The sequence below is a fragment of the Collinsella sp. LCP19S3_B11 genome (assembly GCF_052121915.1).
Lineage (GTDB): Bacteria > Actinomycetota > Coriobacteriia > Coriobacteriales > Coriobacteriaceae > Collinsella.
On the sequence record NZ_JBQKDI010000001.1, the window covers coordinates 1 to 13,367 of the forward strand.

General features: G+C 56.7%; 9 protein-coding genes, 2 tRNA genes and 1 rRNA gene. 1 reads left to right on the forward strand and 11 read right to left on the reverse strand.

Features of this window, described 5'->3' with window-relative positions:
- From ACTQV4_RS00005 to ACTQV4_RS00055, 11 genes are all read right to left on the reverse strand, one after another.
- A 16S ribosomal RNA gene (locus tag ACTQV4_RS00005) occupies positions 1 to 73 on the reverse strand; the annotation flags it as partial.
- Positions 74 to 851: 778 nt separating this feature from the next.
- A tRNA-Lys gene (locus ACTQV4_RS00010) sits at positions 852 to 927 on the reverse strand.
- A 28-nt stretch (positions 928 to 955) separates the two neighbouring features.
- A complete protein-coding gene (locus tag ACTQV4_RS00015; RefSeq protein ID WP_441563776.1) occupies positions 956 to 2,236 on the reverse strand; it encodes an aminopeptidase in 1,281 nt (426 codons plus the stop codon).
- 93 nt (positions 2,237 to 2,329) lie between these two features.
- The gene (locus tag ACTQV4_RS00020; protein ID WP_427717870.1) at positions 2,330 to 2,905 is read right to left on the reverse strand and encodes a hypothetical protein; all 576 of its coding nucleotides are present in this window, start codon (positions 2,903 to 2,905) and stop codon (positions 2,330 to 2,332) included.
- Entirely contained in the window at positions 2,906 to 3,784 is an 879-nt protein-coding gene (locus tag ACTQV4_RS00025) for a phosphoribosylaminoimidazolesuccinocarboxamide synthase (protein ID WP_154516897.1), read from the reverse strand. It lies immediately after the preceding gene.
- 118 nt (positions 3,785 to 3,902) lie between these two features.
- Positions 3,903 to 5,468 carry a sensor histidine kinase gene (locus tag ACTQV4_RS00030; protein WP_154516828.1) on the reverse strand — a complete coding sequence of 522 codons (1,566 nt, stop codon included), beginning with the start codon at positions 5,466 to 5,468 and terminating at the stop codon, positions 3,903 to 3,905.
- A gap of 11 nt (positions 5,469 to 5,479) precedes the next feature.
- Complete coding sequence (locus ACTQV4_RS00035) at positions 5,480 to 6,202, reverse strand: response regulator transcription factor (RefSeq protein ID WP_006236208.1); 723 nt, start codon at positions 6,200 to 6,202, stop codon at positions 5,480 to 5,482.
- Between the two features lie 152 nt (positions 6,203 to 6,354).
- Positions 6,355 to 7,566, reverse strand: a complete 1,212-nt coding sequence (locus ACTQV4_RS00040; RefSeq protein WP_441568937.1) for a hypothetical protein — start codon at positions 7,564 to 7,566, stop codon at positions 6,355 to 6,357.
- A complete protein-coding gene (locus tag ACTQV4_RS00045) occupies positions 7,566 to 7,829 on the reverse strand; it encodes a TIGR03905 family TSCPD domain-containing protein (protein WP_427717875.1) in 264 nt (87 codons plus the stop codon). The genes ACTQV4_RS00040 and ACTQV4_RS00045 overlap by 1 nt, the downstream gene beginning before the upstream one ends.
- A 129-nt stretch (positions 7,830 to 7,958) precedes the next feature.
- The gene (purB, locus tag ACTQV4_RS00050; protein ID WP_427729011.1) at positions 7,959 to 9,305 is read right to left on the reverse strand and encodes an adenylosuccinate lyase; all 1,347 of its coding nucleotides are present in this window, start codon (positions 9,303 to 9,305) and stop codon (positions 7,959 to 7,961) included.
- A 194-nt stretch (positions 9,306 to 9,499) separates the two neighbouring features.
- A tRNA-Gly gene (locus ACTQV4_RS00055) sits at positions 9,500 to 9,574 on the reverse strand.
- Between the two features lie 299 nt (positions 9,575 to 9,873).
- Between ACTQV4_RS00055 and ACTQV4_RS00060 the strand changes: the two genes are divergently transcribed.
- Positions 9,874 to 13,305, forward strand: coding sequence for a SpaA isopeptide-forming pilin-related protein (locus ACTQV4_RS00060; protein WP_441568939.1), 3,432 nt, complete (start codon positions 9,874 to 9,876; stop codon positions 13,303 to 13,305).
- Positions 13,306 to 13,367: the final 62 nt, after the last annotated feature.

Here is a 13,367-nt window from a genome sequence, read left to right on the forward strand (position 1 = left end):
GGTGCCGTTCGACTTGCATGTGTTAGGCGCGCCGCCAGCGTTCATCCTGAGCCAGGATCGAACTCTCCGTCCAAATATGCTTGGGCCTCGAGCCCGTCCGGTCCTCTCAGTTCATCGCTGATCGGTTCCGTTCGATTCATATGGTTCTGTTTGATAGGAAAAGGAATTTCTCGGGGCCGCCTCTCGGCGGCCTTGCGAAAAACGAATCCAAGTCAGACCATTTCAAATGGTTCGATGTCTGCCCGGATGCGACACATCTGGTGTGTCCATCCTCGCAGTATCCGGTTCTCAAGGTGCACGCCTGCGCGTCTCATCCGGTCCGACCGGGCCGCGCGGCAAGGAGATATACTGCCAGACCGGAGGGGCCCGCGGGGCGGGAATCCCGCACTCCATATTTTGTTCACAAATAAATTGATCCTTCAGCTGTTCCACTGAAGTCATATCTGAAGCATCGGCTTCCGGTATTGGCGATGACCAGCTGGTTTATAGGTGTTGAGGTATCGGTCATCTCTGGTGCGCTACTTTACTCTAACGGCATCTGGTTTTGGTTTCCTGTCGGTAAAAGGCTGGTTTTGGCCGCCAGGCGTCCTTATATATAGAGAAGATCGGGTTCGAACCCGTGCACCGGCAACAAAAAAGCGGCCGGCATCCGCCAGTCGCTTTTCTATTCTATGGTGGGCCGTCAGGGGTTCGGGCCCGCTGCGCGGGCGGCCGCTTCGGCGCCTCCGCGCCTCGCGCGCTGCGCTGGCAAACGCTCACGCGTTTCCTCAGCTCCGCGCCCTTTCGGGTTCGAACCCGTGCACCGGCAACAAAAAAAGCGGCCGGCATCCGCCAGTCGCTTTTCTATTCTATGGTGGGCCGTCAGGGGTTCGAACCCTGGACCTTGGGATTAAAAGTCCCCTGCTCTGCCAGCTGAGCTAACGGCCCGCGGATGGCATTGTACCACGGTCTGAGACTATTCCCAACTCCATTGGCCGTTCTGGAAAATCACAATTTCACGTCCATCAGGTGTAATGCCCGTAATATCGATGTCGTCCGTGCCAATCATAAAGTCAACGTGCGTGCTCGAAACGTTGACGCCATGCTCCAGAAGTTCCTCTTTGGACATGTCATACCCGCTTTCGATGCACTCGGGAAAACCGACACCCAACGCAAGGTGACAGCTGGCGTTCTCGTCATAGAGTGTGTCGTAGAATAGAATGCCGCTTTCACGAATCGGTGTGTTCTTGGAAATAAGCGCGACCTCGCCCAGATGAGCAGCACCTTCATCGGTTTCAATAATGCTCGCAAGCGTTGCCTTACCCACGCGAGCGTCATAGTCCACTACGCGGCCGTTCTCGAACTTAATCCAAAAATCGTCAACCTTATTGCCGTGGTGAATGAGCGGCATAGCCGAGTACACGATGCCGTCGGCGCGCATACGATCGGGCGAGGTGAAGACCTCCTCGGTGGGAATGTTGGGGAAGAAAGGGTGACCGTCGGGAGTTTTTCCCTTGCCGCCGGCCCACTCATGGCCTTTCGTCATTCCAATCGTCAGATCAGTTCCATTCGAAGCGGTGTAGTGCAGGCAATCAAATTGATTATCGTTTAGGAAGCGCAGGTTTTTTTCGAATGTGGCGTCATGGAGCTCCCAGTCGCTCTCCGGGTCCTGGCCATCAGCACGAGCGGTGTGCAGAATCGCATTCCACAGCTTATAGACTGCAACCTCATCGGCGTCTCCCGGGAATACCTCGCGCGCCCAAGCAGCGACCGGAGCGCCGGCGATGCACCACGGGTTAATGTTGTAGTCCAGTCCACGGCGGAAGACCTTACACTGCATGTTCCTCGCCTTAGAAGCTGCGGCAGGCTTAGCGGGATCGATGCCCTTGAGGGCAGCAGGGTCCGTGCCCTCAATAAAGATAAAGCAGGCTCCGTCCTGAGCCAACGAATCCAGCTGCATGCGCTTCCACTCGGGAGTCTGCTCAAAATAGCTTTTCTCGACATGCTCGTAGGTAAGCCTCGTCACGGCATCGTCAGCCCAGATGACCGTCACGTGACCGGCACCGGCGTCATAAGCCTCCGCAACCACCACGCGCGCAAATGACGCGCACTCGACGGGAGACTGAACGACGACCTCCTGACCGGGCTTAACGTTGACGCCCTTGCGGACAACGAGACGCGCATAATTTCTAATCTTGGGCTCCAGGGACTTCATACCCTCCAGAGCCTCTTCGACCGTCAGGGCAGCTCGAATCATGTGCCACTCCATCTATCTACAGGACAGTAAAAAGGCGCGCCGCAAAAAACGACGCGCCTTATATCTTAGCGATATCTATAGGTTGTAACGCTACTACTTCTTCTTGGAGGCCTTCTTGTCCTCTTTGGCAGCCGAGCGCTCGATGATAGCGTTGAGCTTGTTATCGGACATGCCCTCGGCCTGCGCGCGATACATATTACGCAAGGGACGGATGCGCACGAAGTCGTAGATGAAGTCACCCAGAATGACAATGTAGGACAAAACAATGCCGGCCATCTGGACGGGGCTGGACACCATGCCAGCGGGAGCGAAGTACAGCGAAGACCAAATGGCCACGACGAGCACCATGCCGATAGTAAGCACGGCCCACCAGATGCGGCGGCGCTTGGTGTAGTCCTCATCCTGCTTGAGAAGGATACTCGACACCGTGTAGATGCGGTCCTCCTTGGCGCGCCGCTTAGCCTTGCGGGCGCGCTTCTCCTCTTTAGAGAGGCCCTCAAGGCTCTCGCCCTTCTCGAGCTCCTTGCGGCGTGCCTTGGATGATGCCGGCACGACGCGAACAGAACTCGCTGCCTGACGAGCTGGCTTGGCGGATGCGGCGGACTTGCGCGCAACCCCGGTAACCTCGTGGGATTGCGTGCGCTTGTTCGTGGCGCTGCGGGTACTCACTTACGCGTTCTCCTTCATGCTTGTAAACTGGGAGCCCGTGATGATCTGGAAGGCCTCGCGATAGCGCTCGGACGTGCCATCGATGACCTCGGCGGGCAGATGCGGGGTCTCCCCCGTCATATCCCAGTTGGCCTTGAGCCAATTGCGGACGAATTGCTTGTCGTAGCTAGGCTGAATCTTACCCTCCTCGTAGCTGGCGGCAGGCCAGAAACGGCTGGAGTCGGGCGTGAGGCACTCGTCGATCAGCGTGACCTTGCCATCGATGACACCAAACTCAAACTTGGTGTCGGCAATGATGATGCCACGGGTCGCTGCATACTCGGCGGCAGCTTTGTAGATCTTAAGAGACAGATCTCGGATCTGCGTGGCGATGTCCTCGCCAACGATCTCGCAGCAACGCTCAAACGAGATATTCTCGTCGTGATCACCGATCTCGGCCTTCGTGGACGGGGTGAACAGCGGCTCGGGGAGCTTGGAGGCCTCGGTCAGGCCCTCAGGCAGCTGGATGCCGCAGACGGTGCCGTTCTCGTCGTAGGTCTTCTTGCCCGAACCGGTCAGATAGCCGCGGACGATGCACTCGATAGGAATCGTCTGGGCCTTCTTAACCAGCATGGCGCGGCCTGCGAGATAGTCACGATACTCGGCAAACTCCTTGGGGAAATCCGCCGGATCGATGGAGACGAGGTGATTGGGGACGATATCGGCAAACTTGTCGAACCAGAACGCCGAGATACGGTTGAGCACCTCTCCCTTAAACGGAATTTCGTCGGGAAGAATAAAGTCGAACGCAGAAATGCGATCGGTGGCGACCATCAACAGGTTTTCGCCGGCATCGTAGATATCACGAACCTTGCCACGGGAATCCGGACGACGCTCCATCGTTGTCACGTGAGTCACTCCTTACCTAAATACGATAGAAATGCGGGTTCTTTCCCGCACGTTTTCGCAAACTCGGAGCGGCAGGGACGCGGCCCCTCCTTCACCGAATAGCGAAAAGCTAGTGCTCCATTGTAGTAGATGCCGCGTCCGCCGTGTGCTCGCGGGGCAGATGAATCGTAAAAGTCGTACCCTTTCCAAGCTCCGACTCCACGGATATGTAGCCATGGTGACGCTCGACGATCTGTTTAGTTACGGCGAGGCCGACGCCCAGGCCGCCAGCTTCGCGGGCGCGGCTGGCATCGGCGCGCCAAAATCGTCCGAAGATACGCGACAGATCGTCCTTGGCAATACCGATACCGGTATCCGAAACGGCAATACTGACATGCTTGCGGTCACTGAGCACCGACACTACGACCCAACCGCCCTCGGGGGTGTAGCGCATGGCGTTGCTCATGAGGTTGATGACGCATTGCGTGATCATGTCGGGATCGGCCTCGACGACATCGTCGTGCCCCTGGGTTTCATCTGCAAAGCGAAGGCGAAGGTCACGGTCGGCAAACAGACGCTCCTGGCCGTTCACAATCGATCGCACGAACGGAACCATGTCCACCGGTTCGAGATTGAGCGGAGCCGTGCTGTTTTCCATACGCGATAGGTCGAGCATCTGCTGCACCAAACGAGCCAGGCGACGCGTCTCGGAAGCGACCGTCTCCAGATGCTCGTCGTCGGTGGGATACACGCCATCTTGCATGGCCTCGACCGTTGCAAGCATGGCCATGAGCGGTGTACGAAGCTCGTGTGCGACATCCGAGGTCAGGCGCTTTTCGTGCTTCATATCTTTCTCGAGCGAGGTGGCCATCTCGTCAAAGGTCTCACCCAGCTGGTCGATTTCGTCATCGCCGCGCAAGCCCGTACGAGCAGACAGATCGCCGTCGCGAATTTGCTTGGCTGTGCTCGTAATACGATGAATCGGCTTGGTAAGCATGCGCGACACGAGCGATCCGATAACGACCGAGATGCAGATTGCAACAACCGCGGCAAGAGCCATGGCGTTAAAGGTCTTCTCCCTAAACGCAGAATCTGCCTTAGTGAGCAGAGCGTCGGAGCCGATAGCCCATAGCTTTACCTGTCCGACATGCTCGCCAGAGGACGTAACGATTTCGACGTTGGCAACGCTATCGGAGTCGGTGGGCGCTGACGAGACCGGGCTATGCGAGGCCTTTTTACCGCTCGAGCTGCTCGACGGCAATTCGCTCTCGCGCACATCGGCGGTCGCACTTGCCGAAGGCCATGAGTCGTCATAAACGACAACGCCCTTTTTGTTGACGACCTGCATACCCAGGTCGTCGGACACCAAGCTCGATGTCGCGACCGTGCGCAGCTCGCCCGCAGTCCAATTGCCGTTTTCCTCATACGACGTCGCAAGCTTTTCGGCAGCAGAATTGGCGATCTCGACGATATTGGAGCGCGTGTAATCCGAAAAGACGGTACCCCACACAACGGAGACAACGCCCACCAGCACCAATACCGTCATGAGCGATGTCAGGGCAAAAGCCAAAGCCATACGCGAGGGATAGCTCATCGCCGGCCGTGAATCGGAACGAGGCGTGTTCCAACTTGCCTTGGAACCCGCCTCGTTCTCCTGCTTGTGCTTTTGTCCGATTTCAAAGCGCGCAGGTGTCATATGTGATTTACCTATTTCTCGTCCGACTTATCGGTCTTGGCCGGAGCCTCGAAGCGATAACCGACGCCGTGAACGGTATAGAGCCACTTAGGCTTCTTGGGGTCGTCGCCCAGCTTGGCGCGAAGGTTCTTCACGTGGCTGTCGATGGTGCGCTCGTAGCCCTCAAAGTCGTAGCCGAGCACCTTCTCGACCAGTTCCATACGGTTATAGACGCGACCGGGATGGCGAGCAAGCGTGGTAAGCAGCTTAAACTCGGAAGCGGTCAAATCAACTTCCTTGCCCTCGACCAAGATCTTGTGGCCCGAGATATCGATGACCAGATCGCCAAAGTCGAGTACCTCAACGGCGGGCTCGTCTGCCTGGTGAGCACGACGGAACAGGGCGCGAACGCGGGCGACGAGCTCGCGCGGCGAGAACGGCTTGATCAGGTAGTCGTCGGCACCAAGCTCGAGGCCGATGATGCGATCCTCGATCTCGCCCTTGGCGGTAAGCATGATGATGGGCACATCCGAGGTATCGCGGATAGTGCGGCAAACGCGCTCGCCGGGGATCTTGGGGAGCATAAGGTCGAGCACAACCAGGTCGAACTGGTGCTTCTCGAACTCCTCGATCGCAGACTGGCCATCGCCAACGCCAACAACCCAGTAGCCCTCGCGCTCGAGATAGGCAGCGACAGCGTCACGGATCGCCTTCTCGTCCTCGACCAGCAGAATCTTTTTTGCATCTGAAGCCATAACACGGCCCCCCTGTCTCAATTAGCTAAGAACAAGCCCATTTTAACGCACCTGAGCCCACCGGGCATCGCATGGGCGCGACAGCTCGGCGGGCGGTACTCACGGTTACAATGGGCTTATTCCCCCGTTGGCGCCTTTTTAACCCCTCGGCGCTAAAGAGAGAACAGGCGAGCGGTAACCGTCTCGGGAATTCCTTGGCTATTACGCACCGTGGCATAGGTTAAAAACGTATTCGATTTTCCCGCCGTAGCTGGATAGTCGCCATATTCGAGAGCGCGGTCGGGCGACAGCAGCGAACCATAGGTTTTAGCGGAGGTATCGATCAGAAAATGCGATGCCTGAACCTTAACCAGATATTTGCCCTTCCTGCCGGCGGCGCACGCAAGCGGTTCGCGCGATAGAAATTGATACGGGCCGCCCTCGTTACCAATGTAGGTACCCATATTGCCCAGGCCGCCCACGCCGGCATAGGTCGCCTCAATGGAGAACACAAACGTATCGCCCATATATACGGCCTCGAAAGGTGACACCGACGAAGGAAGGACCAGCTGGGCCCTCTTGGTATTGTTGCCGTCCGTCAGGTCGATCGCCGTCATGCCGTAGTAGACGCCCTCGTCATTGCGCACGCGGGGTGAGATAGTCAGGATGCCATCGCTCACGCGCGGTGCAGACGCAAAGCGGCCTGTCGACTTCCAGATTGCCTCCGCTTTAGATTCATCGAGCGAACGGCGGTAGCAATATGAATCGCTGCCGGTCTTATTGCCACCGGTCGAAGGCATCTTGTACCAGATGACCGACGAGTCAAAGGCGGTAAACAGCGGAGGGTCGTAGTCCTCACCGCCGCGATCAAGCTCAACGGCATTACCAGTAAGCGCCGCGCCCGACAGGGTTTGCGCATAGAGCTTCCACGACGAATTCGCGTAGTTCATCTCAACCCACGCAAACACGCTATCGGTGGCGCGAACGTCGTAAAACGCATAACCGGAACCCTCGACAGGATCGTCGATCAACGTGGTGAGTGAGCCGTCCCCCATGTTGAACACGCCAAGCGTGTTGGCATGCAGCGCAGATGCGGGCGCCATCATCGCCGCAGCGTAACCGCCATCGCAGTAGTACAGCAGCGTCCCCAATGGCAACGTCCACGACGCCGTTGGTTTAAGATCAATGTCGACGGCCTCATACTCTTCGGTAATCGAGATGATCTTGGAATCATCTTTGATAACCTGCGGCTCACCGGCAGCATCATCGCTGGTGCCCGTTTTTTTCGAGCACCCCGCAAGCAGCGTGGCAGCACTCGCGGCAGCACCACCCAACACAAATCCTCGGCGCGTTACCCCATTCTTAACGCGATCAAAAATACTCATTAGGCAATCTCGGCACGCGCGGCCTCGATGGCACGCGTAAGTTGGTCGGCACAGGAGGTCTTTTTCGTGCCGCACGTATTGCCGGCCAACACCTCAATCACACGATCGGAAGAAACACCTTCGACCAATTTAGAGATGGCCTTGAGGTTGCCGTTGCAGCCGCCGGTAAACTCAACGCCCAGCACCTTGCTGCCGTCATCGGAAAGATTGAGGTGAATATTGCGAGTACACACGCCCTGGGGCTTGTAATCAAACGAAATCATGCGATCTCCTTCTCAGAATGTCATTCGAGACGACTATTATCCCCGTCTTTCCATAAATGCAACGAGGCGCTTTACCGGCAACACACATTACCAGCAAAGCGCCCTAAAAAGCTAACGTTATGCCCGAACCTACTCGAAGCTCAGCTGCTCCAGACGATCGAAGACCGTATCGATGCGGGTGAGGAAGTCCCACGGATCAAAGATCTCGTCGAGCTTCTCCTGGCTGACGGTGCAGCGCGGATCGGCCTCGAGGCGCTCCTTGAAGGTGGGGCCGGAAACGCAGTCCTGCACCTCATGCCAGGTCGCCATGGCGTTTTCCTGCACGATTGCGTAGGCGTCCTCACGGGTAATGCCCGTATCGACGAGGGCCAACAGAACCTTGGAGGAGAAGATGAGACCGCGGGTCTTGTTGAGGTTGGCCATCATGCGAGCCGGATACAGCTGGAGGCCATCGATAACGCGGATAAGGCACTGGAACATGTGGTCAAGCGCGATAAAGCTATCGGCCTGGGCGACGCGCTCGGCAGAAGAGTGCGAAATGTCACGCTCATGCCACAGGGCGACGTTGTCGAAGGCGACCTGGGCGTTGGACTTCACGATGCGCGACAGGCCACAGACCTTCTCCATGGTGATGGGGTTACGCTTGTGCGGCATGGCGGAGCTGCCCTTTTGACCCTTGCGGAACGGCTCCTCGGCCTCGAGTGTATCGGTCTTCTGCAGATTGCGAACCTCGGTAGCGATGCGCTCGCAGGTGGCAGCCGTGGTGGCGAGGACGCCAGCGAGGTAGGCATGATGGTCGCGGCTGATAACCTGCGTGGACAGCGGGTCGTGAACCAAACCCAGGTGCTCGCAGACATACTCCTCGACAAACGGCTCGATGGAGCTGTAGGTGCCAACGGCACCCGAGATGGCACCGAAGGCGACGTTCTTGCGAGCGTCCTCAAGGCGATCCAGATCGCGCTTGAGCTCCCAGGCCCAAGAGCCAAACTTCATACCAAAGGTCATAGGCTCGGCGTGGATGCCGTGAGTGCGACCGGCGCAGAGCGTGTTACGCTCCTCGAAAGCGCGACGTTTGCAGATCTCGCCGAGTTTCTTGACGTCCTCGATAATTAGGTCGCAGGCCTGGGTAAGCTGATAGCACAGGGCCGTATCGCCCAAGTCAGAGCTGGTCATGCCATAGTGAACCCAACGGCTGGGTTTAGGCTCGCCCTCGGGAACATCGGCGTCGATATACTCCTTCATATTGGTCAGGAAGGCAATGACGTCATGGCGCGTGACTTCTTCGATCTCGTCGACCTTCGCCTTCTCAAAGTTGGCGTGGTCGCGAATCCACTGAGCTTCTTCTTTAGAAATACCGATCTTGCCGAGCTCCGCCTGGGCCTCGCAGGCCAGAACCTCAATCTCCTGCCAAATGGCGTACTTGTTCTCGAGGGAGAAGATGTGTCCCATCTCCGGGCGGGTATAGCGATCGATCATAGCGGCTCCTTTTTGGTTATTGGCACGTTGGTCGTAACTCAACCATTGTACCGTGCGCAGGTGCAAGTATAGGCAGCAGGTATTAACCTAACATTTTGCCATTTGCCTAACGTTCACACCCTGTCGGGTTCGAGTCCCGGCGCTTTATTGAAAAAAGCACGGCACCGTGATGGTGCCGTGCTTGTACTTTTAACTGGAGCGGGCAACGGGACTCGAACCCGCGAGTGTCAGCTTGGGAAGCTGATGCCTTACCACTTGGCGATGCCCGCATATGTGGGGGATAGTATAACGCGGTTGTCTTGTTTGATACAAGGGCGCTAACCCTTGTTTTACGCATGGAAAATCATCTTCTTGTTGCTCGAATTGCGAAAACAGGGACTCGAGTAACCTGTTTTACACCGTCTTCTACCTGCTTTTTTGTTTGATTATCTAAAAACCGGTCTCCATTTGTTGGGAACTTGGCAAGTTCTTGGTCAGCTCGCGGTACTTACCCGTATGACCCCCGGCGCTAATCTCATCCCACGCGCCGCAATCTCCCAGCGCGGCGCACAAAGGATAAGGAGCAGCCATGTCCAATGCACCCACGCACTCTGTCCACAGCGCAATCGCAACAGCACCGCTGCTCCTATTCCTCTTGTTGTTTCTAGCCTGCGCCACGCCTGGTACCGCCTGCGCCGTCGATGGAAACGATACGCTTAGTTTCCGCACCATCAGCGATATGTGCGGACCGTTTGGCATTGGCAAGTACGAGGCACAAGACGCCTCAATTTCTTACTGCATGAACCAAGACTGCCCCGGCCCCAGCAGCCCGGGAGGACCCTGGCGGACCTACAATCAGGGTTGGACATGGCTCGACAACGAGTTTGCCGCCGTCATCTGCCATGGATACCCTTCCGCCACATCATTTGGCGGCCATAACCTAACGGCCGAACGCGCCCGCGCCGCAACCCAGATTGCCGTGTGGATGCTCAAAGGAACCACGCGCCCCGATGGCTCTTTTGCGTATACAAACAACGCCGGCGTTGCCAAAAGCGGCAAGTTCGATCAAGACGCCGAGGTTGTCGCGGCGGCGCGCTGGCTCTACGACAACGCAAAAGCCGGAAATATTAAGGCCGACCCGCATCGCGCCAGACGCTATCACGGACCCGTCTCTAACGAAGGCCGTCACCAGGATATGCTCTACGTTTTGCCCACCATCAACGCATCCTTTGAAAAAAGATCTGCAAACACTGTCATTACCAGCGGGAACGATACGTATCAGTTAGGTGGGGCGACGTTTAACATCTTTGAGAAAAACACGGACAAACACGTCGGCAGCATCAAAATGGACGGCAACGGTCGTGCACGGGCAACGCTTTTGCCCAACACGGCATATTACCTAATCGAAACCAAAGCGCCGACAGGCTATCTGTCCCGACGCGATCGCATTGACTTTACCACCGGAAAAAGCGGCGGACATGTCACAATCAACGAGCAGCCAGGTTCTATCACGCTGCGTGTCGTCAAAACCGATGCCGCCACGAATGCCGGAGCGCAGGCGGGAACCTCGCTCGCCAAAGCCGAATTTACCTGTGTCTCGCAGTCTACCCCTGGGTGGACGCGCACCTTCACGACCGAAGACGATGGCCAGGCGACCTTAAGCGGCATTCCCCTGGGAACCTTTACCCTCTACGAATCGAAAGCACCAGAGGGCTACCTGCTCCCCCATGACAGCTGGACCTATACGGTCGGCCCCAATCAACTAAACGACATGGGCGTCGTTGAGCTCGAACGCCGCATCCCCAATACTCATGTTGCGTTTGACATCGAGATTTCCAAGTTCAAGGATTACGGGAACGGCGAGCAATCGGGATTAGAACAGCCAGCGGAAGGCGTCGTCTTTGAAATCGTCAGCAACAGCTCTAAGCAGGTCGTAGGCACATTGACGACAAATATCTATGGCTTCGCATCCACCAAAGACCAGCCCAAGGCCTGGTTTGGCGCGGGCACACGACCGGACGGCGTCCACGGCGCCATCCCCTACGATCGTGAGGGGTATACCGTTCGCGAGGTCCCGGAAACTGTTCCCACAGGCTTCAAGCGGGCAGAGGATTGGACCATCGCGCCCGAGCAAATCGCCGACGGAGCCAAGCTTCAGTACATAGTGGACAATCACACCCTTTCGACACATCTCCAAATCATCAAACGCGATGCCCAGACGGGAGCTTCCGTCCCCCTTGCCGGCTTTAGTTTTCAGCTGCTCAACAGCAACCGTGAACCCATCTCTCAAACATGCTGGTATCCGACGCACAACGTTATGAACACCTTTACCACCAATGCGACCGGCACCGTCACGTTGCCAGAATCGCTCAAGCCGGGCACATATTACGTACGAGAAGTCGCAGCCAAAGCGCCCTACCTTGTGGGCGACGAACTGAAGGTGACGATTCCTGCCGATGCAGATCTCACACCTATCGCCGCCGTCTCGTATTTCAACAGCGCGGCAACCGGAAGCATCGAGATCGCGAAGGCTGACGCAGTAGACGGCAGTGCCCTATCTGGTGCCAAGTTTGAAATTCGCGCTGCCGACGATATCGTTTGTCCCGATGGCCACATTGCCGCCCTTGCCGGTGAAGCCGTTGCCGCCGTCACAACTGATGAACAGGGTAAAGCTCGCGTAGACAACCTTTCGCTGGGTTGCGGAACGGCACGATACGAAGTCGTTGAAACCCAGTCTCCCGACGGCTATCTACTTGATCGGACAGCACATATCGTTGAGCTTGCTTATATCGACCAGAAGGTCCCTGTGGTCGAGTCGCAGATCGAATTGCCTAATGATTACACCAAGGTCGATTTCTCCAAAGTCGATATGACAGGCAAGCATGAAGTTAAAGGCGCCCGACTGGTCTTATGCGACGCCGATGGAACAGAGATTGATTCTTGGATATCATCCGAGCATCCCCATCGCGTGGAGCACCTTGAACCCGGTTCTTATACCCTACGCGAAACAATGTCCCCGCGCTCCTATGACCTCGCTGAAGACGTATCCTTTGAAGTCGAGGATACGGGGAAGATCCAGGCCGTAACCATGACGGATGCACCGATTGAGATTAAGGGGAGCGTCGACAAGCGACAAGAAATCGCGCGGCCAACCGCAAAGGGAACAGTGGCGAACGGCGACGGTAAAAACCGGGCGGCGACGCAACCCGAAAGAAAGGGCTCCTATTCCTACACCATCGACGCTCAAAACGAATCGAGCACCTGGGTCGACGAGTTCACCGTCACCGACGATCTCGAATGTGCCAAAGACGGCACGGCCAAACTTGTCGCCATTAAAACCCCGATCGCCGTCGGCGACTTAAACGGGCTCTGCAATGTTTGGTATCGAACGTCACCGGTAGACAAGTTGGGCATAAAGGAAAAGGCCAACGCCACACTTGACGATGAACACACCAACCCGTGGCTCGAGACAGCCGAGGTCAAAGAGCGGATGGGCGAGGATGTGCGGATTGTCGATTACGATGGCTGGAGTCTTTGGAAAGCCGATGTCTCGACCACGGAGTCTTCCACCCTCGAAGTAAAGGACCTTACGCTTTCGGACGACGCTGTTATCACGGGGATTCGCTTTGAGTATGGCTCGGTTTCCGCAGACTTTACGACCCGGCGCGACAACGATTCTTGGAATCGCAATGGGCTTAAAGACGAGCATGACGACCTTGACGACGCGACGGCATCCCTCAAATCGGATTTACACGGAGCAATCATCCGGATGTGTGCAACCTCATCTTATACGCCCCAAACCGCACTCGCCAACAGTGCCCGTGTTGACCTTTGCCGCAACGGAGGAGGCGAAAAACTCGAGTCGCACGATAAAGATCGTGTTGTTCAAAAATGCGCCATTCCGCAGGATCTTCCAAATACGGGCAATGCACCCATCATCTCTTTTCTCACCGCATTATTGACCGCCGGTGGCACAGCAATTTGGCTCACTTGGCTAAGCTCGGCATCAAAAGAGGAGTAGGTAGAAATAACGGGCGAGCCGATATGCCGGCTCGCCCGTTATCTGGCGTATGTAACCAAAGG

Excerpts from the sequence above, each read along its gene's own strand:
- ACTQV4_RS00015 (WP_441563776.1), bottom strand. The coding sequence starts at position 2,236 with ATGATTCGAGCTGCCCTGACGGTCGAAGAGGCTCTGGAGGGTATGAAG.
- ACTQV4_RS00025 (WP_154516897.1), bottom strand. The coding sequence starts at position 3,784 with ATGGAGCGTCGTCCGGATTCCCGTGGCAAGGTTCGTGATATCTACGAT.
- ACTQV4_RS00030 (WP_154516828.1), bottom strand. The coding sequence starts at position 5,468 with ATGACACCTGCGCGCTTTGAAATCGGACAAAAGCACAAGCAGGAGAAC.
- ACTQV4_RS00035 (WP_006236208.1), bottom strand. The coding sequence starts at position 6,202 with ATGGCTTCAGATGCAAAAAAGATTCTGCTGGTCGAGGACGAGAAGGCG.
- ACTQV4_RS00040 (WP_441568937.1), bottom strand. The coding sequence starts at position 7,566 with ATGAGTATTTTTGATCGCGTTAAGAATGGGGTAACGCGCCGAGGATTT.
- ACTQV4_RS00045 (WP_427717875.1), bottom strand. The coding sequence starts at position 7,829 with ATGATTTCGTTTGATTACAAGCCCCAGGGCGTGTGTACTCGCAATATT.
- purB (WP_427729011.1), bottom strand. The coding sequence starts at position 9,305 with ATGATCGATCGCTATACCCGCCCGGAGATGGGACACATCTTCTCCCTC.
- ACTQV4_RS00060 (WP_441568939.1), top strand. The coding sequence starts at position 9,874 with ATGTCCAATGCACCCACGCACTCTGTCCACAGCGCAATCGCAACAGCA.